Source organism: Jiulongibacter sp. NS-SX5 (genome assembly GCF_052828545.1).
On the sequence record NZ_CM128248.1, the window covers coordinates 700,107 to 726,258 of the forward strand.

Annotated in this window: 26 protein-coding genes; 10 read left to right on the forward strand and 16 right to left on the reverse strand. The window is 39.2% G+C overall.

The genetic code is table 11. The features are described from left to right. The first annotated feature begins 2 nt into the window (after positions 1-2). Positions 3-827: a M48 family metallopeptidase gene (locus ACUXV0_RS03020; RefSeq protein ID WP_446191586.1), complete on the forward strand. Its 825-nt coding sequence runs from the start codon at positions 3-5 to the stop codon at positions 825-827. Positions 828-873: 46 nt separating this feature from the next. On the opposite strand, the gene ACUXV0_RS03025 is transcribed toward ACUXV0_RS03020, so the two are convergent. The 3 genes from ACUXV0_RS03025 to sucC form a co-directional block, all read right to left on the reverse strand. After that, positions 874-1,719 (reverse strand): mechanosensitive ion channel family protein, encoded by an 846-nt coding sequence (locus tag ACUXV0_RS03025; protein WP_446191587.1) that lies wholly within the window; start codon positions 1,717-1,719, stop codon positions 874-876. Beyond that, on the reverse strand, positions 1,716-3,062 hold the full coding sequence (locus ACUXV0_RS03030) for a TIGR00341 family protein (protein WP_446191588.1): 1,347 nt from the start codon (positions 3,060-3,062) through the stop codon (positions 1,716-1,718). Before ACUXV0_RS03030 ends, ACUXV0_RS03025 begins: the two co-directional genes overlap by 4 nt. A gap of 67 nt (positions 3,063-3,129) precedes the next feature. Beyond that, positions 3,130-4,341: an ADP-forming succinate--CoA ligase subunit beta gene (gene sucC, locus ACUXV0_RS03035; RefSeq protein WP_446191589.1), complete on the reverse strand. Its 1,212-nt coding sequence runs from the start codon at positions 4,339-4,341 to the stop codon at positions 3,130-3,132. 122 nt (positions 4,342-4,463) lie between these two features. On the opposite strand from sucC, the gene ACUXV0_RS03040 reads away from it, so the two are divergent. Together ACUXV0_RS03040 and ACUXV0_RS03045 are read left to right on the forward strand one after the other, a co-directional pair. Further along, positions 4,464-5,126, forward strand: coding sequence for an ABC transporter ATP-binding protein (locus tag ACUXV0_RS03040; protein ID WP_446191590.1), 663 nt, complete (start codon positions 4,464-4,466; stop codon positions 5,124-5,126). After that, positions 5,127-5,894 (forward strand): queuosine precursor transporter, encoded by a 768-nt coding sequence (locus ACUXV0_RS03045; RefSeq protein ID WP_446191591.1) that lies wholly within the window; start codon positions 5,127-5,129, stop codon positions 5,892-5,894. Here the strand turns inward: ACUXV0_RS03045 and ACUXV0_RS03050 are convergent, their stop codons facing one another. From ACUXV0_RS03050 to ACUXV0_RS03075, 6 genes are read right to left on the reverse strand one after another with little or no spacing between them, the layout of a single operon-like run. After that, a complete protein-coding gene (locus ACUXV0_RS03050) occupies positions 5,895-6,083 on the reverse strand; it encodes a hypothetical protein (RefSeq protein WP_446191592.1) in 189 nt (62 codons plus the stop codon). Further along, positions 6,077-6,595 (reverse strand): YfiT family bacillithiol transferase, encoded by a 519-nt coding sequence (locus tag ACUXV0_RS03055; protein ID WP_446191593.1) that lies wholly within the window; start codon positions 6,593-6,595, stop codon positions 6,077-6,079. Before ACUXV0_RS03055 ends, ACUXV0_RS03050 begins: the two co-directional genes overlap by 7 nt. 3 nt (positions 6,596-6,598) lie before the next feature. Continuing rightward, complete coding sequence (locus ACUXV0_RS03060) at positions 6,599-7,399, reverse strand: inositol monophosphatase family protein (protein ID WP_446191594.1); 801 nt, start codon at positions 7,397-7,399, stop codon at positions 6,599-6,601. Next, positions 7,381-8,556: a lipoprotein N-acyltransferase Lnb domain-containing protein gene (locus ACUXV0_RS03065; protein WP_446191595.1), complete on the reverse strand. Its 1,176-nt coding sequence runs from the start codon at positions 8,554-8,556 to the stop codon at positions 7,381-7,383. The genes ACUXV0_RS03060 and ACUXV0_RS03065 overlap by 19 nt, the downstream gene beginning before the upstream one ends. Positions 8,557-8,607: 51 nt before the next feature. Continuing rightward, entirely contained in the window at positions 8,608-11,130 is a 2,523-nt protein-coding gene (locus tag ACUXV0_RS03070) for an ATP-dependent Clp protease ATP-binding subunit (RefSeq protein ID WP_446191596.1), read from the reverse strand. A gap of 41 nt (positions 11,131-11,171) precedes the next feature. Then, positions 11,172-11,765: a WbqC family protein gene (locus ACUXV0_RS03075; RefSeq protein ID WP_446191597.1), complete on the reverse strand. Its 594-nt coding sequence runs from the start codon at positions 11,763-11,765 to the stop codon at positions 11,172-11,174. A gap of 86 nt (positions 11,766-11,851) precedes the next feature. Between ACUXV0_RS03075 and ACUXV0_RS03080 the strand changes: the two genes are divergently transcribed. Beyond that, on the forward strand, positions 11,852-14,476 hold the full coding sequence (locus tag ACUXV0_RS03080; RefSeq protein WP_446191598.1) for an OmpA family protein: 2,625 nt from the start codon (positions 11,852-11,854) through the stop codon (positions 14,474-14,476). On the opposite strand, the gene ACUXV0_RS03085 is transcribed toward ACUXV0_RS03080, so the two are convergent. Genes ACUXV0_RS03085 through truA form a run of 3 tightly spaced genes read right to left on the reverse strand, consistent with a single transcriptional unit; the run spans position 14,473 to position 16,624 of the window. Next, a complete protein-coding gene (locus tag ACUXV0_RS03085) occupies positions 14,473-15,423 on the reverse strand; it encodes an L-threonylcarbamoyladenylate synthase (protein ID WP_446191599.1) in 951 nt (316 codons plus the stop codon). The genes ACUXV0_RS03080 and ACUXV0_RS03085 overlap by 4 nt on opposite strands. Beyond that, positions 15,411-15,881 carry a GNAT family N-acetyltransferase gene (locus ACUXV0_RS03090; RefSeq protein ID WP_446191600.1) on the reverse strand — a complete coding sequence of 157 codons (471 nt, stop codon included), beginning with the start codon at positions 15,879-15,881 and terminating at the stop codon, positions 15,411-15,413. The genes ACUXV0_RS03085 and ACUXV0_RS03090 overlap by 13 nt, the downstream gene beginning before the upstream one ends. Then, positions 15,878-16,624 (reverse strand): tRNA pseudouridine(38-40) synthase TruA, encoded by a 747-nt coding sequence (gene truA, locus ACUXV0_RS03095; protein ID WP_446191601.1) that lies wholly within the window; start codon positions 16,622-16,624, stop codon positions 15,878-15,880. The genes ACUXV0_RS03090 and truA overlap by 4 nt, the downstream gene beginning before the upstream one ends. A 99-nt stretch (positions 16,625-16,723) precedes the next feature. Between truA and ACUXV0_RS03100 the strand changes: the two genes are divergently transcribed. The 5 genes from ACUXV0_RS03100 to ACUXV0_RS03120 all read left to right on the forward strand — a co-directional run bounded on the left by ACUXV0_RS03100 (position 16,724) and on the right by ACUXV0_RS03120 (position 21,406). After that, positions 16,724-17,926, forward strand: a complete 1,203-nt coding sequence (locus ACUXV0_RS03100) for an MFS transporter (RefSeq protein WP_446191602.1) — start codon at positions 16,724-16,726, stop codon at positions 17,924-17,926. Between the two features lie 15 nt (positions 17,927-17,941). Beyond that, entirely contained in the window at positions 17,942-18,529 is a 588-nt protein-coding gene (locus ACUXV0_RS03105; RefSeq protein WP_446191603.1) for a pseudouridine synthase, read from the forward strand. A gap of 65 nt (positions 18,530-18,594) precedes the next feature. Next, a complete protein-coding gene (gene fumC / locus ACUXV0_RS03110; RefSeq protein WP_446191604.1) occupies positions 18,595-19,998 on the forward strand; it encodes a class II fumarate hydratase in 1,404 nt (467 codons plus the stop codon). Positions 19,999-20,028: 30 nt separating this feature from the next. Next, positions 20,029-20,310 (forward strand): hypothetical protein, encoded by a 282-nt coding sequence (locus ACUXV0_RS03115; protein ID WP_446191605.1) that lies wholly within the window; start codon positions 20,029-20,031, stop codon positions 20,308-20,310. A gap of 52 nt (positions 20,311-20,362) precedes the next feature. Next, on the forward strand, positions 20,363-21,406 hold the full coding sequence (locus ACUXV0_RS03120) for a hypothetical protein (RefSeq protein ID WP_446191606.1): 1,044 nt from the start codon (positions 20,363-20,365) through the stop codon (positions 21,404-21,406). On the opposite strand, the gene ACUXV0_RS03125 is transcribed toward ACUXV0_RS03120, so the two are convergent. Beyond that, positions 21,396-22,238, reverse strand: a complete 843-nt coding sequence (locus tag ACUXV0_RS03125; protein ID WP_446191607.1) for a DUF2911 domain-containing protein — start codon at positions 22,236-22,238, stop codon at positions 21,396-21,398. The two genes, ACUXV0_RS03120 and ACUXV0_RS03125, sit on opposite strands and share 11 nt — an antisense overlap. A 39-nt stretch (positions 22,239-22,277) precedes the next feature. Between ACUXV0_RS03125 and ACUXV0_RS03130 the strand changes: the two genes are divergently transcribed. Then, positions 22,278-22,811 (forward strand): NUDIX hydrolase, encoded by a 534-nt coding sequence (locus tag ACUXV0_RS03130; protein ID WP_446191608.1) that lies wholly within the window; start codon positions 22,278-22,280, stop codon positions 22,809-22,811. Here the strand turns inward: ACUXV0_RS03130 and ACUXV0_RS03135 are convergent. The 3 genes from ACUXV0_RS03135 to mnmA form a co-directional block, all read right to left on the reverse strand. Continuing rightward, positions 22,801-24,426, reverse strand: coding sequence for a S8 family serine peptidase (locus ACUXV0_RS03135; RefSeq protein WP_446191609.1), 1,626 nt, complete (start codon positions 24,424-24,426; stop codon positions 22,801-22,803). The two genes, ACUXV0_RS03130 and ACUXV0_RS03135, sit on opposite strands and share 11 nt — an antisense overlap. Positions 24,427-24,487: 61 nt before the next feature. Next, positions 24,488-24,952 (reverse strand): hypothetical protein, encoded by a 465-nt coding sequence (locus ACUXV0_RS03140; RefSeq protein ID WP_446191610.1) that lies wholly within the window; start codon positions 24,950-24,952, stop codon positions 24,488-24,490. A 52-nt stretch (positions 24,953-25,004) separates the two neighbouring features. Continuing rightward, entirely contained in the window at positions 25,005-26,111 is a 1,107-nt protein-coding gene (gene mnmA / locus ACUXV0_RS03145; protein WP_446191611.1) for a tRNA 2-thiouridine(34) synthase MnmA, read from the reverse strand. Positions 26,112-26,152 lie beyond the last annotated feature (41 nt).

The window sequence follows — 26,152 nt, forward strand, 5'->3', positions numbered from 1 at the left end:
CAATGAAAAGATATTTTCTAGCAATAATGGCTATTGGTCTCGTTGTTTTTGCCTGTCAAAGAGTACCAATTACCAATAGAAAACAGTTTGTAGGACTTGTATCAGCAGATCAGATGCTTCAATTGAGTTATGCTGAATACGACGGCTTTATGGATACCTCAAGGGTGGTTCCCACAAACAGAAAAGAGGCTGCTATGGTAGCCAGAGTAGGAACCAGAATTAAAAGAGCCGTTGAAGATTACCTTATCAGCAATAATTACAGCGAGGTTATAGATGGATATCAATGGCAATTCAATACTGTAGATAATGACCAACTGAACGCTTGGTGTATGCCGGGAGGAAAGGTTTGTTTCTATACTGGCATTTTACCGATTTGCCAGGATGACGCCGGTGTAGCCGTAGTTATGGGTCATGAAATTGCTCACGCTATTGCAGAGCACGGAAGAGAACGTATGAGTAGAGCCATGGCCGCAAACGGAATCACTCAGGTAGGTGCCATAGCTGCTGGAGTAGCTACAAAAAGTGAGGACATAATGCAGATAGCCGGCCAAGTACTTGGAATAGGAACTCAAGTCGGTGGAGTACTGCCAAATAGTCGAAAGCAAGAGTCAGAGGCTGATAAACTTGGTTTAATTTTCATGGCGATGGCCGGTTATAATCCTCAGGAAGGTGTGGCCTTCTGGCAGAGAATGCAAAAAGCAGGAGAGGGAAAACAAAAACCACCACAATTATTGAGCACTCACCCGGCAGATGATCAGAGAATCGCTGATATGGAGAAAATGATGCCTAAGGCAATGAAATACTATTATGCTTACGGCGGACAGTAGTTTTAAATGAATTAGATGGAGTAGGAGAGAGCCCTGGGGTTTTCTCCTATTTTTTTGTGCTGTCTGAAACAATATGAAGATCTCTTTGAGGGAAAGGGATCTGAATACCTTCTTCATGAAATTTCTTCACAATCATAAAGCGAAGCTCAGACTTCGTATTTTCAATAGCAAAACCATTACTTGACCAAAACAAAAGTTTAAAATCCATGGAGCTATCGCCAAAGTTTGTCAACCGAACTACAGGTGTATTTGCCGTGGTATTCACATCCATGTGCTCTTCTGCACAGTCCATTAATATCTTTTTTACTTTCTCAGGATCACTTCCATAAGCCACACCCACACTTACGTCAAAACGCGTTAAAAACGCATTATGACTCCAATTGACCACGTTTTCTGTAATGAATTTGTGATTAGGTACAATGATGACAATACCATCTCTGGTGAGAATTTCGCTGGTCCTTAGCTTAATTTCTGTTACACGACCAATCAAGCCATCTACTTCCATGATGTCGCCAATCTTGACCGTGCCTTCTACTAACAAAAATACCCCTGATACGATATCAGCAAAGATCTGTTGGAGGCCTAGACCCAAACCAACTAATAATGCCGCAGAACCTGCAAGGATAATGGTGATTTGGAAACCGATAGCCTCAAGACATAAGACTAAAGAAATAACCCAGACAAAGTATTTGATGAGCAACCAAAAACTCTTTCTATTTCGCTCTTCTAATTTTTTGTTTTTTACCAGTCGGCTAAGAATACTATTGATAGAAATCAATAAGAGCCTGGTAAATACTAAAATGATGATAAGTACAAGGATATCAAAGACTTCCAAACTAAAGCTATTCAGTTCTATCAGTTTAAATCCTAAGATGTCTTTTAATTTATTCATTCCTGAACTATTCTTATATCGTCGGTTTTTAGTCTAACCTTCAGCCAATCCTCCATCTTAGCCAATCGGCTTCCTCTAATGGCTTTTTGAGTATCAATGTAAACTAGCGTAACAGTATCTATTTTGCCTTCTTTTAAATGTATTTTCATTTGATTAAAAGCACTTGCTGTTACCTCTGGGTACTGTACTTCTAATTCAGCACAGACATCATTCTGTATTTTATCGTACGCCGAAAGTGAACCCAATTGCTCTTCTAGAAGCTTAATTTTTTGATCTTTGGTTTCAATTAATTCCTCATTTTTCCTGTAGAGATCTTCAATAATGCCAGCTCGCATACTTTCAGCGTCCGGTATATTCAGGTTTTGTTTGTTTTGTCTTACAACTAAACTTGCATCCTGTAGATTGTAATCCTTCAGCTCCTTTTCAATTCGTTGCAGATCTAAATCCGATACCTCAGATCCAAACAAAAAGACCTCAATTAATTTCTCTTTTGGGTCGATATTTTTCTCCAAAACCCGACTCTCAGAAAAGTCAAACTCATTATCAATGAACGCATTGGCATTTCTATTGAAAATGCTTCTTTTCACGATTCCGTACCCCAGATATATACTCGGAACCATGGTAATGATGGCTACTATCCATACATAAGTCTGCATTTTCCTCTGTTGCAGTTCATCCACCCATTTCTTGCTGGGTATTCCCATGAAACGGATAATTATGATAGTAGAGACCGTAATAAAGACGCTATTGATAAAAAACAAATAAGTGGCCCCGATGAAATAATTGAGATTCCATGTGGCTATACCGTAGCCGGCTGTACATAAAGGCGGCATTAACGCAGTAGCAATGGCAACACCGGGAATGGCATTCCCTTTGTCTTTTCTGGTGGACGCCACAATACCCGCTAAACCACCAAAAAAAGCGATGAATACATCCCAGATAGTGGGTGTGGTACGAGAAAGTAGCTCTGACTGAGCATCACTAATAGGTGTTAGTGCGAAATATGCAGCGGAAGCAATTACTGAGATAACAACCGCAGACATTAAACTTCGAAACGATTTCTTAATTAAAGGAAAGTCATAAATACCGACACCAAGCCCCACACCCATAATAGGTCCCATGAGTGGTGAAATAAGCATGGCACCGATAATGACGGCAGTAGAGTTCATATTTAAACCTACAGAAGCCACCACAATGGCAAACATGAGAATCCAGAGGTTAGTCCCTCTAAATTCCACACCTTTTTCAATGTTCTCTATTATTTCGTTATAGGAAGCACGATCTGACTCCAGATCCAAAAACCTGGTCAAAAGACTCTTTATTTCAATCCAAATTTGATTCATTATTCAATAAAAAAAAGCTCCGCAATCTTAACGATTACAGAGCTCAATTTAATAAAGTGTTTCTATTTTATTTAAGAACACTCTGAACTAACTCAGCTGCTTCTTTCAATTTCACCGCCGAAGATACCTTCAGGCCAGACTCATTGATGATTTTAGCACCTTCCTCAGCATTAGTACCTTGTAGTCTTACTACAATCGGTACAGGAATTTCACCAATTGACTTATAAGCCTCAACGATACCATTCGCTACTCTGTCGCATCTTACGATACCACCAAAGATGTTAACGAAAATGGCTTTTACGTTTGGATCTTTAAGAATAATTCTAAAACCGGCTTCTACCGTTTGAGCATTTGCTCCACCTCCTACATCAAGGAAGTTAGCAGGCTCACCACCATATAGCTTAATGATATCCATTGTAGCCATAGCAAGACCAGCACCGTTAACCATACAGCCAACGTTTCCGTCAAGCTTCACATAGTTAAGGTCACTTTCAGAAGCTTCTACCTCCATTGGATCTTCTTCAGACTTATCTCTAAGCTCTGCAATCTCCTTTTGACGGTATAAAGCGTTATCATCGATATTTACTTTAGCATCAACAGCTAGGATCTTATCGTCAGATGTTTTAAGAACCGGGTTGATCTCAAACATTGAAGAATCAGTGCCTTCGTATGCTTTGTATAGAGAGTAGATGAATTTCACCATCTCTTTATTAGCCAAACCAGTAAGACCAAGCTTATTGGCTACTTTTCTAGCCTGGAAACCCTGAAGACCTACACGTGGGTCAATCCACTCTTTAATGATCTTCTCAGGAGTATTCTCCGCTACTTCTTCAATGTCCATTCCACCTTCGGTAGAGGCCATGATCACATTACACCCTTTTGATCTGTCCAAAAGGATTGACATGTAATACTCTTTTGGTTCACTGTCACCAGGGTAGTAAGCATCTTCAGCTATCAACACCTTGTTAACTACCTTACCTTCAGGACCAGTTTGGTGCGTTACAAGTGTATTGTGTAACAGATTTGAAGAAATATCTTTAACATCATCAGCAGATTTAGCTAACTGAACACCTCTTTGTTCAGATCCTACAATCTTACCTTTACCGCGACCACCTGCATGAATTTGAGATTTAACAACGGCAAATTTAGAGTCCGTCATTTTGGCGATTTCTTTGTAAGCATTTACTGCTTTCTCAGGAGAATCAGCAACGATCCCTCTCTGAATTCTTACACCGTACTTCGCTAGAATTTCCTTACCTTGGTATTCGTGAATATTCATTGTTTATATCTATGAAAATTGAACTTTTCTAATTCATCGCAAATTAGCCAATTAATTCATTAGCTTCATAAAATTTGCAACTGAAAAACTGATATAATTGTGCTTTAAACATATTCAATCTTATGCTCAAAGGAGTAGGTATCCAAAAAAAGTATGGCGATTTAGAGGTTTTAAAAGGGATTGACCTAGAAATAAAACAAGGAGAGGTAGTAGCAATAGTAGGACCGTCAGGAGCAGGGAAAACTACCCTCCTTCAGATTCTGGGTAGTCTTGACAAAGCAGACTCTGGTAAAGTTTTTTTGGATAATACGGAGTTCAACTCCCTAACAGACAAATCCTTAGTAAAGCTAAGAAACGAAGAAATGGGCTTTGTCTTTCAATTTCATAATCTAATGGCAGAATTAACCGCCATAGAGAATGTATGCCTTCCTGGCTGGATAGGTAAAAAAGATCAATCTGAAACAAAGAAAAGAGCTTCTGAACTCCTTCATACCCTTGGGCTGGCAGTAAGAGAAAATCATCTTCCATCAGAGCTTTCCGGAGGAGAACAGCAAAGAGTGGCGGTGGCCCGTGCCTTAGTAAATCAACCGAAGATTATCTTCGCGGATGAACCTACCGGCAACCTTGACACTAAAAATGCTGATGAATTACATCAATTATTCTTTGACATAAGAGATCGGTTTAACTGTTCTTTTGTCATTGTTACGCATAATAAAGAGTTGGCGAAGCTGGCAGATAGAACTATTAGCTTAAAAGATGGTTTGTTAGATAAAGATTTGAATTAATTGGGCACAAAAAAGCAACGTCTCTACATCATTCTTTGTGGTATTTTCCTCACCAATGCCATTATTGCCGAGGTAATCGGTGCCAAGATTTTCAGCCTGAATGAAACCCTTGGTCTAGATATTCAAGGTTTTTCTTTTCTCGGTATGGATATGGGCTTTGCTCTTTCTGCCGGAACCCTGAACTGGCCCATTGTATTCATCATTTCTGATGTCATCAACGAATACTTTGGAAAGAAAGGAGTGAAATTCATTTCATACCTTACGGCAGCATTGATAACATTCAGCTTTGTCATTATCTATCTTGCTGTTTATGTTAGCCCGGCTCAGTTTTGGCTCGATGTCAACTCTGCTGATTCCCAAGGCAACCCAATAAACATCAATGAAGGTTTTAAAATGATTTTCAGACAAGGGATGGGAATCATTATCGGTAGTATTATGGCCTTTTTGATAGGTCAAATTTTGGATGCGTTGGTATTTCACAAACTGAGGAGAATCACCCAGAACAGAATGGTTTGGTTAAGAGCTACAGGATCTACCTTGTTCTCTCAATTTATTGACTCATTTGTGGTGCTTTTCATTGCCTTCTTCGTGTTTGGCAATTGGTCTATACAGCAAGTCATTCAGGTAGGTACTAATAATTATCTCTACAAGTTTGCTATCGCTATATTACTAACACCTTTAATATACCTGGCTCATTATCTGATAGATGGGTGGCTCGGAAAGGAGCACTCAGATGAATTGATTGAAGAGGCTACGGGAGAACTCTAATCAACTTTCAGAGGACTTGATTTGGTCAAAATCCGGAATATGCGTACTACATCCGCCACTAGAGCCACAAGAAGAACAGCCCTCTGAGGCCGCATTTTTTGAGATAAAACGCTCAGAGCCTTTTTTGATTAAATAGCCCAGAGCACCACCGAAAACGGCGATGATGATTATGTTTTCAAGTACTACCATTCTCCTTTACATATTTTGAGGTGTGCAATATGATGGTTTCCATGCCAGGCATAGTTGGCCATCACCATCTTAATATTCCAATACATTTTTGATTGGGGATGATAATATTTCTTTGCCAGTTCTTCCTCAGAATAAGACTCTAGAAGAGCTAAAGCTCTAGCATGGATACTTTTCAGCATCTCAATAGAGACTTCAATAGGAAGCTTATAGTCAGCCTCTTCTGCCCATCTATCTTCATGATATGCCTTTATGTCAGGGGTTTCTTCTGTTTGAGTCCACTTTAACCGAACAAGCATATTCATATGACTATCTGCTAAATGATGAATCACCTGGCGAGCTGTCCAACCGCCTTCTCTGTACGGAGTCTCTAATTGCTGCTCAGAAATGTCTTTTGTAACTGCCCGAAGTTTAAGAGGAAAGCTCTTTAGTTCTTCTAAGAAGCCTGCAATTTCCTGAGAACTGTAGTTCTCCTGATGCACAAAATCACCGATAGGATATCTTAAATCTGTCATATTCTAATTCCAAAAACGTTGTATTTCTGCCAGAAGTTCTTTGTGTACTGCATTTCCGGCTACCACAAATCCTCCAAAAAGATGGTCATCTCCACCCTCAAAATCAGTGACCACACCACCAGCTTCCTGAACCATTAATACGCCGGCAGCCATATCGTATGAGTTGAGATTATACTCGTAAAAGCCATCAAAATACCCTGAAGCCACATAAGCAAGATCTATTGCCGCAGAACCAAAACGTCTCAAACCATGAGTTTTTTGCATTAGAGACTCCAGTATCAGTAGATACTTGTCCATGCTTTCAAACTTGTAATATGGAAATCCAGTAGCTAAAAGGCTCTCTCCAAGCTTCTGAGATTTGGCAACATGAATTTGTTTGCCATTGCAAAAAGCACCATTTCCTTTGACGGCCTCGTACATTTCATTGGCAGGTATATGGTAAATAACACCTACTAATAGGTCTTTACCTTTGGCCAAAGCCAGACTTACTGAGTAATTGGGTACATTATGTATAAAATTAGCCGTGCCGTCCAGCGGGTCAATAATCCAGTTTAAACCTTCAATATCCTGCGTATCAGCAGTACCCTCTTCTGTGATGAATCCTGCCTCGGGCAGAATACTCTGGAGTTCATCTACAATAATCTTCTCTGCCTCTTTATCTACATAAGAAACCACATTATTGACCTCTTTGTACTCTACCGAATCACTTGAGAATTTCTCTCGCTCAGCCGCAATGAACTCACCAGCTTTTCTGGCCACTGCTGACAACTTTTGGCAAATATCTATTAACTCTGTCTTCTCCATATTAGGTACGATCTGGTGAGCACAATACCCGCAATCGGTAAAACTGCCACGTGAAAGGTTTGGGGTAAAAATTTGTAAAACAAAAGCAATACGATGCAGCAAAGCATCTGCACTAAAAAGAGCTGCTTTAGCCATCTTTTCTTCTTATTCTTCTGAAGAAAAAGGGCTAGAGGAAACATTACAGGTATGGCCCAAAGGATATTCAAGTTGAATTCTGTAACCCCATGATTAGTGAAAAACCAAAGCAAAAAGAAGATAATCCCACAAATACCGATTACTGAAAATAGGGTTTTATCTAACCATAAAAGCCATTTCTGAGATTGTGATTCTTTATAACTCCAAAACAATACTGCCAAGAAGAGTAAGCCAAAAAATGCAAAAGGTTTGATGGGTAAGCTTTCAGCTGTCTCCTCGGTTTGATTCAAATCTCTTTTGTTTTTAACCAGTGGTTGCCAACTGCCCTCACGTAAAACTGAAGCTGAGTCAAAAGCCATCATCAGATTATCAGGAATAAACATAGCCTGTTCCCAGGAAGCTGTTTCGTCTGAAGGGATGCCAATCAACAGATCCATCCCAAATTCAGCCCAATCGTTTTTAGACCTTTGACTGCTTATTTTAATCCAATCTCTAAAAGATTTAGAGCTATTGAGGGTTTGACTAAATTTCAAACTATCTCCCGCAGCATCTTGTAAAACATCACGCACACGTGTGGAGCAGTTATCATAGAAGAACTTATACATGTATTCGCGATTCTCAGGTTTATAGTTTTCCATGAGAAAATCGAAAATGTGCTGTTTTTGCTGCTGGGTTAAGTTTAGAACCTGCTCAGTAACTGTTCTGTTTTCGGCAAACCAATAGGGAGTTTCCTGCTGAAAGTTATACGCACCAATCTGGTAGGGGAGAGTGCCCCTTAAAAACTTAAGGTAGAAACTTTCTTTCCTAAAGTCGAAAACACCATAATTAAAGTTAACATCAAAGCCTAGAACAGGGTCTTTTACTCTCATAGCCGTGTGACCTGCAAAAGACCATAGCTCTTCGCCCGGGGCAATGGTCAGAAGAGAAACTTCAGCTTGTTCAGAGAGTTTTTGACCGATGTATTGACCTCTTGTCTTTGTGAATGTTAAAAGACAAAAGGCGATTAAAAGTACTCTTTTCATCTGAATCGCAATATAAACGAAAGAAGCACGGCTTTCACCGTGCTTCCTGGTTTATTGTTTTACTGCTTTCTCTTTCTTTTTAGAGAAGCTCAGTTCATCACCTTCTCCGGAGTAATCAACCACCAAAATATCGGCGTCTTTGACATCTCCTTTGAGAATTTCTTCCGCCAGAGGGTCCTCAACATATTTTTGAATTGCCCTACTTAAAGGTCTGGCTCCATATTGTTGATCATAGCCTTTTTCGCCAATGAAATCTTTCGCCTTATCTGTAACTTCTATTTCATAGCCGAGACCATTGATACGAACAAACAGCTTTTTCAGCATCAAGTCTATAATCTGATGGATAGACTCTCTGCCTAGAGAATCAAATATGATTACATCATCAAGACGGTTTAAGAATTCAGGAGAGAAAGTTTTTCTCAGAGCATTCTGAATGGTGCTTTTCACAGCTTCTTCCTGATTATTTTTTCTAGCTTTGGTAGCAAAACCAATTCCAGCTCCGAAATCCTTCAAATCTCTGGCCCCAATATTTGAGGTCATGATAATGATGGTATTTCTGAAGTCTACCTTACGGCCAAGACTATCGGTCAATATACCTTCATCTAGCACTTGAAGTAATAGATTAAAGACATCTGGGTGAGCTTTCTCAATTTCATCCAAAAGAACTACTGAATAAGGTTTTCTTCTAACCTTCTCCGTCAATTGACCACCTTCTTCATAACCAACATAACCCGGAGGGGCTCCTACAAGTCTGGAGATGCTAAACTTCTCCATATACTCACTCATATCAATTCTGATCAGTGAGTCTTCCTTGTCAAATAAGTATTCAGTCAGGGCTTTGGCCAATTCTGTTTTACCTACACCTGTTGGTCCTAGGAAAATGAAGGAACCGATTGGTTTATTTGGATCTTTGAGACCAACTCTGGTACGTTGAATAGCTTTAACGAGCTTTTGCACGGCACCATCCTGACCTACAATTCTTCCTTTAAGAGCGTCACCCATTTTCAGGATACGCTCACCCTCGTCCATATTTACCTTATTGATAGGTATACCTGTAATCTGGGCAATCACCTCACCGATATTTTCTTCTGATACCAAATGTCTTTTAGACTTGCTTTCTTCCTCCCAAGCCTCTTTGACTTTATCTAACTGATCTATCAGTTTTTTCTCTTTATCACGAAGCTGAGCCGCCTCTTCATAGCGTTGGCTTTTCACCACCGCATTTTTCTCGACTTTGATATCCTCGATAGCTTCCTCTAAATCGATGATTTCCTGAGGTACATTGATGTTACTGATGTGTACACGAGCACCTACTTCGTCAATGATGTCAATCGCCTTATCGGGTAAAAACCTATCTGAAATGTATCTTTCTGAGTATTGCACCGCAGATACAATTGCCTCATCACTGTAGGTTACATTATGGTGATCTTCATATTTATCTTTGATATTATGAAGAATCTCAATGGTTTCATCCACTGTGGTAGGTTCTACCATCACCATCTGGAAACGACGAGCTAATGCACCATCTTTCTCAATATACTGGCGATATTCATCTAAAGTGGTAGCACCAATACATTGTACTTCACCTCTTGCAAGTGCGGGTTTAAACATGTTAGAGGCATCTAGTGAGCCACTAGCCCCACCGGCACCAACTATTGTATGTATTTCATCAATGAAAAGGATGACATTTGGAGATTTCTCCAGTTCACCCATTACGGCTTTCATTCGCTCTTCAAACTGACCTCTGTACTTGGTACCTGCTACCAATGAAGCCAAATCGAGCGTAACTACTCTTTTACCGTATAAAACTCTTGATACTTTTTTCTCAACAATTCTGAGTGCCAAGCCTTCAGCAATGGCTGTTTTACCTACACCAGGCTCACCGATCAAAATCGGGTTGTTCTTTTTTCTTCTGGATAGAATCTGAGCTACACGCTCAATCTCCTTTTCTCTACCAATAATTTGATCCAGCTTCCCTGTATCAGCAAGTTTAGTCAAATCACGACCGAAATTATCCAGAATAGGGGTTTTGGACTTTTCAGCACCTTTTGGTTCTCTAGGTGTTCCTCCTGTACTGGCAAATGATCTTTCATCGTCATCATCAGTATCAGAAGCATCCATACTTGGGTTTTCACCCGTAAGCTGAAACTCCAACATTTCTTTGATCAGTTCGTAGTTGACTTTAAATCTGTTCAATATCTGACAACCCAAATTGTCACCATCTCTAAGGATGGCCAACAAAAGATGCTCAGTTCCAATGACTTCAGCTTTAAAGATTTTAGCCTCCAAGTGCGTAATCTTTAAGACCTTCTCCGATTGACGAGTCAATGGGATGTTTGCCAGATTCTTAATATTATTTGTTGCAGTACCTCTTGTGGCCGATTCAATACTTTGCTTCAGATCTGAAATTCGAATGCCAGTTTTACGGATGAGCTCTAAACCCATACCATCACCCTCACGTATCATTCCTAAAATCAGATGCTCCGTTCCTATGTAGTCGTGTCCTAAACGTAATGCTTCTTCTCGTGCAAGAGATATAACCTCTTTTACTCTTTGTGAAAACTTAGGTTCCATTAAATTCCTTTTCCTTTAATTGCCAATATAACGAATAATACCTAGGCTATGTTCAATTGATTTTGAATTCTTAGGATTTCGTTAGTCTGCGGTCCTTGATTAAAAATAAGATCAATTATGGATAAATGGGGCACAAATTCGTCTCCAAAGGTCTGATTATAACTATACGAATGACGATTTGTCTCTTTCTTAGGAGAAAACTCCAAAACATCGGCGTTTTCGTCAGGTTTGACCCACATCATTTTTTTATTGGACTGCATACATTTCAGACAAATTTTCAGGGCATCGACCTGAAGATCAATCAAAAAATCATAGGATTTGGTAAATATTTCTTCGAATAGATAATCGTAATATTGAAAATATGGGGAGTTCCTGTAGGCTGCTTCTATGGTTCTCAAATGTGTTCTTTGCCAGGCGGAATGATTGTCAATTTTGACTTCTTTCAATGCCGTTTTACCCGAGCTGGCATGAACCGGCACAATGAGATTCTCTACTTTATTTGCTCCTAAAATAGAAGCCCTATTTCGAAAAGATTGCTTAAAATAAACGTCTGTTTCGTTCCAAAGAATCTCATTTTCAGTGGCGATCTCAGCAAAATAAGTGACTGTTGGCAAAAAATTTGGAGTAGAAATCATTGATTGGTTTCGACTAAAAGTATGAAATTGCAATCTGAGGCGTTAAAATCTTTAGAATGCCGCAAAAGTACGCTTTCTAATAAATAATGAACTTGAGAAATACGTTTTTCATATCCAGTCTTCTTTTCACCGTCTTTTTGTTGGCTGCAAGCTTTCAGGCATCTGCCCAGGAAATCATATATCTGCAAGCTACTGATGATTATAATGGTAAATCTTTGGATGTTGAATTCAGGATTGAGTCTGCCAAATCAAAACGTTCATACACAATAAAGAATGAAGGAAGTCTTAAATATGTGGAGCTTCCGAAGCTTGAGGATATCATTGTGAAAGCCTTTAAGGATGGTTATTACGTAGAAGAGCATCCACTAACTGAGGATGATCTGATCAATAATAATTATGAAATTAAGTTGAGTCTTCAAAAAAGACCTACCGCTAAGCTTGTTATTTCGGCACTATCTGAGGAAAATAATTCCAATACACCAGCCTCATTTGATGTCTTTTACTTGGGTAAAATGATTGGTCGGGGAAACACGACCAGAAATGTTCAGGCCTATGAATTGCTCGTAGAGCAAGATGGAATGTACATCATAAAATCAAGTGCTAAAGGTTTTGATGATCTGGAAACTAAGGTTAATGTCACTACGGGGATTCCAGAAACAAGGGTAAATGCAGAAATTACTCTTCAAAAAGAGGCAAATGAGGTTGCTATTCGACTTCTAGACGAACAAGTAGGTACACCAGTCAAAGGGTCTGTATCTATCACAAATGCCAATACTGGAGATACTTACTTCAATGAATTCACCAATAACGGTACTATTCTATTTACGTTCAGGAATAATATTTCCTATAAAATTACCGTAAACGCCGAAAACTATAATACCCTAGAAAAGTCAATTTATGGTCGCCAATTGGAGGATTTGACCTTGAGATTAAAGCAATTCACGTATGTTGATTTCAAAGTAGCTGATAAGAAAACAAAAAGACCTTTGGAAGCATCCATTCAAATGGTTTCACCTTCAGGTAAAAAAGAGACTGTTACAGCAAATAAGTATTACCCCACTGAACAAGGTAATTATAAAGTTATTGCCTCTGCTCCGGGCTATTTAGACAATACGGGTACGGTAATGGTGAATAGTCTTGGAGGTGGTAAGATGGACTTTAATATTGAGCTTACTGAGGGTGATAAACAATACTATGTGAAGGTTATTGATCACTACAGCAAACAACCTTTGAATGATGCTCAGTTCAGAGTATTTGGCCCTAAAGGGGAAGAGTTACGTGGGATCAAACAAAACGAGGAAGGGGAGTGGGTATTCTTGACCGATGGGTCAAAGGATTATATTCTGGAAGCCCAAAAAGAGACCTATCAGGATTTTACGACGATGTTAAAGCCTGATCAAAAAAAGTTTACTGTTGAGCTTTTCTGGTCTTTGCCATTTACACATACCATAAAATTGATCGATAAATATGATGGGGCTATCGTAAATGCTGCAGCTCTTAAAGTATTGAATGACAAAGGCCAGGATCTTTTTGTTTTTCACGATGTGAAAAATCAGGCCTTTAAAGTAAAATATGATAAGTCGTTGGCTGTATCGTATTCTGTGGTAGCCAATGGCTATAAAGACGATCTCGCGGATATTGTGCCTAAAGCGGGGAATAACGTTGAGCTGGTTCTAGAACGAGAAGATAATCAAAGAGTAACATTTTATGCGGTTGACTATTTAACTGACAAGCCAATCTCTGCGGCTTTCAAGTATTACTTCGATAATAAGCAGGTCAATCTTCAAAATGAGTCTCAAAATGGGAGGTATACCGGGGATTTGAATAGTGCGGGTAACTATAGAATTGAAGCGACGCTTAGTGACTATTTGCCTTTTAATTCAGAAGTCAAAAAGGATGAAATCAGAGAAGGTACTTTTAAAGTTAGAATGAAACGAAAGGAGTATCCCGCCAACTTTAAAATCACAAACCTTACCTCTGCCGAGGAACTGACCGGAGTAGTTTTCCAACTTAAAGAAGGAGATGGCAAAATCGTGAATTCAATGTTTTCTGCAGGTACGAAGAGTTTTGGAGCTCGATTGCAGCCAGATATTTATTACTCTTTAAACGTGAACAAAGAGGGTTATGAGTCCTACACAAGTAGATTTACATTAAGCGATCTCGTAGAAACTGGACTGACCAAAACGTTTGAGTTAGTAAAAATTCCTGAACCGGAAATACCCAAACCTGAACCCGTGGCCGTAAAGCCGCCGGAACCAAAATTAAAAGAGGAGCCTAAACAGGAAGTAGTTTATACTGAACCGGCAAACGAAATGCCGGCTACAGCCGAAGCAATGGCTGCCGAATTCAATAAGCCCGAAGCACTCAGTAAGCGGTATATACTCGATAAAGTATATTTTGATCAAAGTAGTGCCAATATCAGGGAAAGTGAAGTTCCCCAACTCATGGATTTGGCGAAAACACTGGCTAATAACACAAATCTTGTCGTTAGAATTGTTGGGTATACAGATAATGTAGGAGATCCGCGATTAAATCTTGGTCTTTCTAAGTTTAGAGCTAAGGCTGTGGCAAACTATCTTTTCTATCATGGGGCAGACCCTGCCAGAATTTTCTCAGATGGTTTCGGCCAGGAGAAGCCTGTAGATACTAATGATACCGAGGAGCAGAGAGCCCGAAATCGTAGAGTAGAACTTGAATTAATAGAAAATTAAGCTTCAGCAGCTGCTCTTCTAAGACGATCATTAATTGCTCTTCCTATACCTTCTTCAGGCACTAATTCTAAATAGATCGTTTCTATATCCAGGCCGTCTAGATAACGTAGCCCAGCGAAAAGGTTTTGAGCAGCTTCTTTAAGGTCTTTTGAAGGACTGAGTATGAATTGGTTCTCTCTTGAAGTTACTTTAAGAATTTCGCAAAAACTTAGAATTCCAACATCATTACGAATATTCAACTCGACAGGCACACCCAAAACAACCTTTTTGTTAGGAGCATAATGAGATTTTAACATCCCTGGAGCAGAAGGATTTGAACTTGAATGTTCCTGCACTTTCACAGAACCGATTACCCCTTCAAGATTTTCGATTTCCAGACCACCTTTTCTGTAAACAATAAGTTCATCATTTTCCATGCCCACGATGGTTGACTCAAGTCCAACCTGACATGGCCCACCATCCAGAATGTATTCAATTTTACCTCCCAATTGTTTATTGACATGCTCGGCTGAAGTAGGACTGATATAGCCAAAAGGATTTGCCGACGGGGCTGCCAAAGGGTAGTCTAGTTGTGAAAGCAATTCTAAGGCCAGTGGATGTGATGGAATTCTAACTGCCACTCTTGGTAAACCTGAAGTGACTAAATCTGGAATAACTTTTTTGCGTGGCAAAAGAACAGTTAACGGTCCGGGGCTAAAGTACTCAATGAGTTTAAAAAGTGGTGATGGAATTTCCTCTACCCATTGTTGGGCTTTCGCCAGTCTATCCGTATGTATGATCAAGGGATCAAAACTGGGCCTTTGTTTCACTTCAAAAATTCTAGCCACAGCCGAAGGATCGAGAGCATTACCCGCCAAACCATAAACTGTTTCAGTCGGTAAACCAATGACCTCGCCTTTGTTCAAAACTTCAATAGCTTTGGAAATATCTTTGCCTATTTCTGCCATTCCCCTAAGTCAAGTTCAAAATACATCACTGTTTCATCAGGATTGTAATTGTAAGCCTTTGTTTCTGTAAAGCCAAGTTCTCTGTATATTCTTACTGCGGGCTTTAGTCTGGCCAGAGTATCGAGTTTCATTTTACGATATCCCAATGTTTTAGCTTTGTTTATGATTTCCAGAGACAATTTTCGCCCTATTTTATTCCCCCTAAACTCTGGTCGAACATACAAACGTTTCATTTCACAAATCCCTTTCTCCAAAGCTCTCAAGGCTATTATACCGGCAACTTCATTCTCTGTTTCATAAAACAGAATTGAGCCTTCTGGTTCTGCATATTTACCTGGTAAACTTCTCAATTCTTCCTCAAAGCCCTGAAAACATAGGTCCAGCCCGAGCCATTCTTCATACTCTCTAAAGAGTTCTTTTGCCTTATCCATTTCAGAAATTGCCGCTTCTCTGATCATTTGAAATAACCTTTAGGATAATTAACCTCTTCAAGGGTCAAACCAAGTGCCTCAACCGCTCGGCCGGCCTTAGTTCTTTGTTTTGACTCAATGATTTCTCTAAAATCTTCTAATGTTTTCTTTCCTTCACCTACGTCCAGGAGTGTCCCCACAATGGCTCTGACCATTCCTCTAAGAAAACGATTCGCTTTAATGTGAAATTCCAGAGTATCGCCTTTCTTTTTCCATTCAGCCTCCAGAATAGTACAGTTGAACGTATTTACGTCAGTTTTCACCTTACTAAAGCACTCAAAATCAGTATACTCAAAGAGAATTTCAGCAGCCTTATTCATCTTCTCCAGATCCAAAGACCTCTTAAACAATAGCGAATTATGAGACCTAAAAGGGTCTTTTTTCAAATGTAAACGATAAATGTATTTACGATTCTCTGCATCAAAACGAGCATGTTGATCCTCAGTAGCCTGATAAATGTTTTGCACTGCAATATCACCTGGTAAATAACTATTTACTTTCCAGATAAGGTCTTTTAGCTGCATAACAAGATCCTCTATTTCAAAAGAAGCAAATTGCTGCCGTGCATGAACCCCGGTATCTGTTCTGCTGCTACCTTGAATTCGAATTTCTGAACGCAGAATTTTACTAAAAGCGTCCTCAAGTTTTTCCTGTATACTCACGGCATTAGGCTGAAGTTGCCAGCCATGATAGTGAGTCCCCAGATAACTAAGTTCAATGAAATATCTCATTCCTGAAATTTGTGACAAAACTAAGCTTTAGGAATGATATAGAATGACTAATTTGGCGACTTTATCAAGATGAAAAACCATTATTACTAACCTATAAGAATGAAAATAGCCATAAAAATAAGATTGATGATCATGATGTTTCTCCTATTCTTTACATGGGGATCATGGTATGGTCAAATGAGTAAATATATGATTACTCAATTGGGTGCCACTGGTGATCAAGTCGGTAATGCCTATACAGCTTTCTCTATTGCTACCATAATTGCTCCTTTTATAGTTGGCTTAATTGCAGATAAATACTTTTCAGCACAAAAAGTAATGGCCTTCCTGAATATACTTGGAGGTGTTATTCTTTACTTTCTGATTAAGGTTGATGATCCAGGAATGTTTTTCTGGTACATTTTGGCCTACACTATAACGTTCACTCCTAATCTGGCTCTGTCTACATCCATTGCCATGAATCAGATGAATAACCCTGAAAAGGAATTTCCCGCCATTCGTGTTTTTGGGACTATCGCATGGATCGTGGTAACAAATATTATTGGTTATTATGCCTTTGGAGACAGCGTAAAGATCTTTGAGCTTTCTATGTATACCTCTTTAGGTTTAGGGTTTTATGCCATGACCTTGCCAGACACCCCTCCGGGCAATGCAGATAGTACCAGTTTTGCACAAATCATAGGGAAAGATGCTTTTGTGTTATTTAAAGACCGTTCATTTTTGATTTTCTTTATAGCCAGTATCCTTATCTGTATTCCGCTATCGTTTTATTATGCCTTAGGAAACCCCGCACTTACAGATCTGGGCATGTCTAACGTAGAAAATAAAATGTCACTTGGTCAAGCCTCCGAGGTGATATTCATGCTCATGCTTCCTTTCGCGTTTAGAAAATTCGGTGTGAAATGGATTCTAATTCTCGGACTACTGGCATGGATACTTCGTTTTATGTTCTTTGGCTATGGCACCATCAATGCCGAATGGATGCTCATCATTGCTATTCTACTGCATGGTATCTGTTATGACTTTTTCTTTGTCACAGGTCAGATATATACCGATAACAAGGCTGGAGAAAAAATAAAAAGTGCTGCTCAGGGATTGATCACTTTCGCCACATATGGAGTTGGCATGGGGATAGGTTCAAAAATATCGGGAATTGTTCTCGATAAATACACTACAGTAGTCAACGGTCAAAATGTATATGACTGGACAGCTATATGGTGGGTTCCTACTATAATTGCTGTGTTGGTCCTCTTCCTGTTTATTTTGTTCTTTAAAGAGGATAAAAAAGTTCAAGAAATCTAAAAATGAACTCTATTAATGGACTATTTTCTGATACATAAACCATACGGTATGCTTTCTCAATTTACTAGAGAAGGTGGACATCTTGCTTTATCAGATTTAGAATTCAGTTTCCCAAAGAATGTTTACTCGGTTGGTAGATTAGATCAGGACAGTGAGGGTTTGTTGATTATTACCAATGATAATTTACTTAGACAAAAATTAACCGATCCAAAGTCTGAAAAAACTAAAACTTACCTGGTTCAGGTTGATGGTCAAATTACAGACGAAGCGTTAAAACTTCTCGAAAAAGGACTAAAGATCAAGCATAAGGGCAAAACCTATCAAACATTGCCGGCCAAGGCTGACCATTTCAAAGGAGAAATTCCGGAAGAACGCGACCCTCCGGTTCGATTTAGAAAAAATATCCCGACTTCATGGTTGACATTGAGCATAGGTGAAGGTAAAAACCGTCAGGTAAGAAAAATGACGGCAGCAGTTGGTTTCCCTACGCTTAGGTTAATTAGGATAGGAATTGAAAATCTGAATCTTGAAAACTTGCCTTTGGGTAAAGTCAAAAAGCTGAGTAAAGAAGAGATTTACAGATCATGTAGAATAAAACGCTAATTGCCTTGAAAGGAGAGATGTCCTCACTTATTTTTGCCCGCATTACTAAGAACAAAACCTGATTTATGGAATTTAGAATTGAGAAAGATACGATAGGAGAAGTAGAGGTACCTGCAAATGTTTATTGGGGTGCCCAAACTCAGCGTTCTATTCAAAACTTCGACATTGCAAAGGATATTAATAAAATGCCGAAGGAAATCATCAAAGCGTTTGCATACCTTAAAAAAGCCGCTGCTTTAACCAACAAAGATGCAGGAGTTCTGGACGCCGCAAAGTCAGACCTCATTGGTAAAGTATGTGATGAAATCTTGGAGGGTAAACTTGATGATCAATTCCCATTAGTTGTATGGCAAACGGGTTCTGGTACTCAGAGTAATATGAACTGTAATGAAGTGATTGCCTACAGAGGCCATGTATTAAATGGTGGCTCTCTTACGGATAAATCCAAAGCCTTGCACCCGAATGATGACGTAAATAAGTCTCAATCATCAAACGATACTTTCCCTACGGCAATGCACATAGCGGCATACAAAATCCTGATGGAAGTGACTATTCCTGGTATTGAAAAGCTTAGAGATACTTTAGATGCCAAGTCTAAAGAATTTATGAACGTGGTAAAAATAGGTAGAACACACTTCATGGATGCTACACCTTTAACGGTAGGGCAGGAGCTTTCTGGCTATGTTTCGCAATTAAATCATGGACTAAAGGCTATCAAAAATACTTTACCACATTTGACTGAACTTGCTCTAGGTGGAACAGCCGTGGGTACAGGTATAAATACTCCAAAAGACTACGCGGTTAATGTGGCCAAACACATTGCAGATCTAACGGGTTACCCTTTTATCACTGCGGAAAATAAATTTGAAGCTTTAGCAGCTCATGATGCCATAGTAGAAGCTCACGGTGCATTAAAAACTGTGGCTGTTAGCTTAATGAAAATTGGTAATGACATCAGAATGTTGTCTTCCGGTCCGAGATCTGGTATTGGAGAGCTTTCTATCCCTGCCAATGAACCGGGCTCTTCTATTATGCCAGGTAAAGTTAACCCTACGCAGAGTGAAGCCATTACTATGGTCGCTTCTCAGGTACTAGGAAATGATGTAGCCATAAACGTAGGTGGAGCTACGGGTCATTTTGAGCTTAATGTATTTAAGCCAATGATGATTTATAACTTTATCCATTCTGCCAGATTAATCGGTGATGCTTGTGTATCTTTCAATGATAATTGTGCTGTAGGTCTGGAACCACTTTACGATAATATTAAGCGTCAATTAAACAATTCCTTAATGTTAGTAACTGCACTAAATACCAAGATTGGCTACTACAAAGCGGCGGAAATTGCTCAAACAGCCCATCAAAATGGTACTTCATTAAAAGAAGAAGCTGTTAGACTTGGCTATTTGACAGAAGAAGAATTCGACGAATGGGTTAAGCCTGAAGACATGGTTGGCGATCTGCCGAAATAATTCTATTTTTGCAAAGCAAACTTAAAGGCTATGAGAAAATACCTCTTCTTATTCTTTGTTTCTGCCACCTTAATCTTTGGTGCTGCGTTTGAAAGTTCAAAGGAGTTTTCAGAAGACGCCAAAATTGAAACAGTTGTAAATGATTCTAAGGATAACGATTCTTTCTGGTCACAGCCATTACATGTGATTGCAGAGGACTTTAAAAAAGAAGACGGTAAAACTATATCAGAAATGATCGGTGAAGTTATTGTTGATTCAATTACAGCCGGTTTTAAAGCTGTAGTAACTTTTTTCTCAAGCTTATTCAGCTAGAAACGAAACAGAATAACATAGTAAAGCGTTGTAGAAATACAACGCTTTTTTTATGTCTATACTTCATCTTTCGAAATACTTCTCTTTTATATTTTTTATCACATTTCTCTCGTGTAAAAAGGGTGAAGATGGTCCAATTGCATCCGATCATAGAGCCTACATAGTAACCGGCCAGGGGAAAACCATCGATGTCATAGATCTTCAAAGTTTTGAGCTTATCAATACTTATGATATTTCTACTTCTGCTGATCGTTTCCCACATCATATTTATATCTCAAATGACGGTCAAAAATTAGCAGTTGCTAATCCTGCTTATGACTTTTCTTTAGGGCATTCCGGCCTACACGGAAAAGATGTTGCTGGCGGAATCCTCATTATCAATGCTGCTACAGGAGAGCTTGAAAAGAACATAGAAACTCCCTTTGCTAACCATAATGTCACCTTTTCAAAAGACGATTCTAAAGCTGTAACGGCAAGTTTCAGTCATACAGGCAGAGTCTATGTTTATGATTTAGTTTCAGAGGAGCTTGAGCAAGAAGTTATAGTGGCGGCAGACCCATCAGAAATTGTGGTAACGCCAGATGGACAGTTTGCAGCAGTGGCAAGTGGTGAAAGTTCTTTTGTACAAATGATTGATATCATCAAAGGCGAACTGGTGAAACAAATAAAAGTGGATCTATCGCCATCTAATGTTTGGGAAGGAAATGACGAACTCTTGATTGTAACCAACGCCTTTCGGAAATCTATCAATTTTATAGACATCCAAACACAATCAGTAACCGGTTTTATAGATTTTGATTTTGCTCCCGGCTTTGCAGCCTTTAATGAGACAAAAGAGCAACTATGGGTTTGCGATCCATCAAATCATAAGATAAGAGTCTTCAAAGTAAACGGTGTCTGGGAACAAATAGCTGAGATACAACTGTCAGAAAAAGACCCGCATATGATTAAATTCTTTGAGAATGGAAATTCAGCGATTGCCATTAATCAAAAGGGTAACTCTGCGGTTAAAATCAATACTGATACTTTTTCAATAGAAAAGGAAATCAATGTAGGCAGGGCTCCCAATGGAATTGCCTTATCACCTATTCGGTAGGTAAATTTTCTTGGCTAAGTTCGTCTATGGCTTTGTCAATAGCTTCTGAGAAAAACTCATAAACAGGATCATTCTGACCTAAATGCTTCGCTTTATAAGCGAGCTTTAATGCTTCAGTGGTATCTCCTCTTTGTCTGACAATGATCGATTTTACCCAGGTATTTCTAAATGTTTGTCGAAGAGAAATAGACTTTTCTACATACTCCAAAGCTTTGTTCAAGTCCATCTGGCGGTTAAGTAAATACTCCGCCGCTTGAAGGAACGCACCAGCGGTTTCGTTATTTCTGGCATCAATAGCATTTTCAATCGTCATCTGGTTATTGACACCAATAACAACCTGAACGGCTGTTTTTTCCCAGAAGAACTTCATAAGTGCCTGATCTTCATTTACCTCAGTAATCGCTATAGTAAAAGACTCGGTAAAATCGCACTCGGTTGGCTTTAACAGAAGTCTCAAAGCATCTTTTTGCTCGTTGTACGTATCTTCAGTTACTTCTAAATCGGTGGTAAAGATGAGCTGCCAGGTGTTTTCACCCGGAATTGACATCACAGCATAAGTACCCGCCGAAAGCGGTAAATTATTTATAAGCACATCGCTTGAGAAACTAATCTTCGTAGATGCGTTAGCACCCGTTCTCCAGATTTTGCCATATGGCAATAAGCCACCAAAAATCTTTCTTCCTTTTACGCCTGGTCTTGAATACTCCACTTTCACCTCGGTTATACCAACTGTTTGAGCAAATCGTGCTCCTGGGCTTGGCTGAGGGGTAACTTGAGCAGAGGCAACTAGTGAACCAAAAAGTAAAACAACAAAGAGAATTGACTTTTGCATTGATTTCGCTTAATTCGATGCCAAAACTAGCACATTTTGATGAACAGAGTACAGCTACACGAACAATTAAGTGCCTACCAGGCTTTTGACGAATCAGAAGAATTAATGCGTGCCAAAATGGTTGAATTTCTGGAAACCACAGAAAATTGTTTTAGTCGATCTTGCTCAGAAAGGCACTTTACGGCCTCTGCCTGGGTGGTAAATCCAGAAAAGACCAAGACAATGCTGATCCATCATAAAAAGCTGAATCGTTGGCTACAGCCTGGTGGTCACTGTGACGGCGATGAAAACGTATACGCTGTAAGCAAGAAAGAACTACACGAAGAGACAGGTTTACTTCCAAGCTTTGATATCATGGACATTTTTGATGTAGATATTCATAAGATACCAGCCAGAAAGGAGATTCCGGAGCATGATCACTATGACATAAGATTTCTATTTGAAATAGGAGAGGAGCAGGAGCTTGTTCAAAATCATGAAACGAACGACCTCAAGTGGTTTGATCTCAAAGAGCTCTTTTCATCAGAACCCGAAGAGAGTATTAAGAGACTAATTATCAAGACTATCGGATAAATAGTCTCTTCACTTCGGTGTAGTTCTCGTTTTGAATTCTCAATAAATAAAGACCCGTAGGGATTTGTTTTTGCTTTAGCGGAAGCTCTACCAGTCTTCTTTTAAAGTTTTCTTTATAAATCTCTCTGCCATTGGTATCAGTCAAAGTCACATCAAAACTCTCACCTATGGCCGTATCTACTATTAAAATTTTTAGATACTCCTCCTGATCTAGCGGATTTGGAAACATTAAAATGTCTTCTTCGGTATTATTCAGAAGCGATTGGATCATTGCCAATTCATTAGCCCTTACAAAATTAGGTACACCATAACCAAGTAAATTGTCTGGCTGCCCGGCCTGTGAACCGGACTTAAGCAGAATTTCTTTAATCTGACTAGCAGTTAAATCCGGAAAAGCACTCTTCATTCCGGCAATAAGGCCGGTTACAAGCGGAGCTGCATATGAAGTACCGTTTCCTGTTCCAACTGCATTATTAGTGCTTGCCAGCGTAGTTCCCAAACCCTTAGCAGATACATCCGGCTTAATTCTTCCATCGAATGAAGGACCTACTGAGCTAAATCCAACATACTGCTGATCTGCACTTACAGCACCTACTGCTATAACATTAGGGCCATCTGAAGGTGGTGTCACATATTTCCAAGCTCCATTACCTTCATTGCCTGCTGAAGCTACTACCAAAATACCCTTTGAAGCTGCTATTTCAGCGGCCTTAGTAATTAAGGCCGTTTTGCCATCCAGAGTTTCATAAGAATAATCTTGTTCCTGTCCTTGAAAATCACTGTACCCTAAGGATGAAGTAAGGATATCTACACCAATAGAATCTGCTCTTTCAGCTGCTATCAACCAGTTAACTTCCTCCATTCTAGTCTCTGAAGCCACATTTTCGGTGGTATATAATAAAAATGAAGCTCCGGGTGCTGTTCCTCTGATTTGGCCACTGATTTCAGCTGCAATACAGCTTAGTACATGAGTACCATGATAATGATCATCATAAACATCTACTTCCTGGCTCACAAAATCATATGTGTCTAATATCCTATTCTCTTCAAAAAGATGACTAAAGGCCGTTAATGCCGGTAAATTCGGAAATCCTGAATCTAATACACCAATTAGGACACCCTGGCCGACATAACCCTGCTCATGCATAATATCTGCTCCCAGCATTTCTAATTGATTTGCAGCTGTGCCCGCATCAAAATTTGAAAACAACTCTATGTCTTTGGTACCTTTTCTGCCTTTCCTGGCATTAGGGCCTTCCAAGCCGTTGGAGTACTCACCTTCCAAGCCTTTGACAAAATCAAGACTCAAGATTTGATTCAGATTGGCTTTATTGATCTCTATAACCGCACCATTAAACCATTTACTCACAAATAGAATTTTTGCACCATTCTGCTCTAAACCAGTTAGATAAGAAGTATTTACCGGTAAATCGTCTTGTGTAATGGCAACTTGTTCCTTCTGTCTTCTGGAAATAGCACGATCAGACAAAAATTCGTTAGGTCTATCAACAGAATATTGAGAATCAGCCTTATCGTTAAATAAAACGAAATATTTCTGTTGCCCTTTGGCAATAAATGAGGTAAAAAGGAATAAGCTAAGAAGTACTTTATGCATAGATCTCATGATTCTATGTAAAAGTACGTATTATACGATGAATGCGGATATATGTTTTTGGCTAATCTTCAGCTAAAGGAGTGAAGTTTAAAGTTCCGCGGTGTGTAAAATCCGATTCAGAATCTGATAAAATGGTCAATGTTTCTAATCTACCTTCGTTTTTATTCAGTTTCCCTTGAGCATTGAGAATAAAAACTGATTGAGTATTTAAGCTCAATAGAGGTACATTTTTTATTAAAAGGTTTGTCTCAGGTGTATCAGAAATGTTTTCAAACTCTCCTGTAATATCTTCCACAGCCCTTAACCCTGAGTCTAGCGTCTCTAGTCTGGCATTAAAATCACCATTTTCGCTATTTTCATCAAAAGACAAAACCAGCTTTAAAGAGTACGAATTAAAGTCTGTTTGGATATTAATAGGCTCAGAAACATAGGTTCCACTAATAGTGGTAACAGAACCAGGCTTTATCTTATTTAGACTACACGAAGCCAGCAAGAAAGCCAGTAAAACAAATGGTAGTATTTTCACTTTTCAGGGGTTTGTATCCGCAAAATAATCAAAATACGTACCAATTGTATATTTAGATGGTATAACTCTTTAAAATCCAGCCACCACCTATTACATCATTTTCTTCATAGAAAACCGCAGCCTGACCAGGAGCGATGGCACTTACCGGCTCATTGAAGTGTACATCTATCTTATCAGGAGCTATTTGACTTATCATGGCAGCCGAACCAGCATCTTTATACCTAATTTTGGTAATGGTCTCCAAAGAGGTATCTGATAAGTCGGCATACTTCTGAAGATTCAATTTACCTACATGCATGGCGTTTCGCATGAGATGCTTTTCTGTACCAAGAACAACTTCATTGGTATCTTTTCGTATTTCTGTAACATAGACCGGGTGACCTAAAGCAATACCAAGTCCTTTACGCTGTCCTACGGTATAAAATGGATAGCCTTGATGTGTGCCAACAACTTTTCCATCTTCCATCACGAAATTACCTCCGGCAACTTGTTCTTCCAGTCCTTCGACTCTTCTTTTCAGGAAACCTCTGTAGTCATTATCAGGTACAAAACAGATTTCATATGATTCTGACTTATTGACAAGATCATAAAAGCCTCTTTCTTTGGCCATTTCTCTAATCTCAGCCTTAGTGAAATTACCTAAAGGCAATATTGTTCTGGATAAACTTTCCTGAGAAATACCCCATAAAACGTAACTCTGATCTTTTAAAAAATCTCGACCTTTTGAAATGACAAATCGGCTATTTTCTTCTCTAATATTGGCATAGTGGCCGGTAGCCAGGAATTCGCAGTCAAGATTATTGGCTCTTTGAAGTAGTGCATCCCATTTTACGTGTGTATTACACAGCACACATGGATTAGGTGTACGTCCTTCTAAGTATTCTCCTGTAAAATGATCTATGACATAATCGCCAAATTCATTTCTGATATCTAATATATAATGAGGGAATCCCAGGCTAACTGCAATATTTCGTGCATCATTAATGGAATCAAGGCTGCAGCATCCTGTTTCTTTCTTACTGCCTCCAGAGGCAGCGTAATCCCAGGTTTTCATGGTCATTCCTATGACCTCATATCCTTGTTCATGTAATAAAACAGCTGCTAATGAGCTGTCTATACCGCCACTCATGGCGACTAATACTCTTCCGTGTTTACTCATATCAACTAAATGGGTTAAAAGCCCATCGTTTAATGGTCATT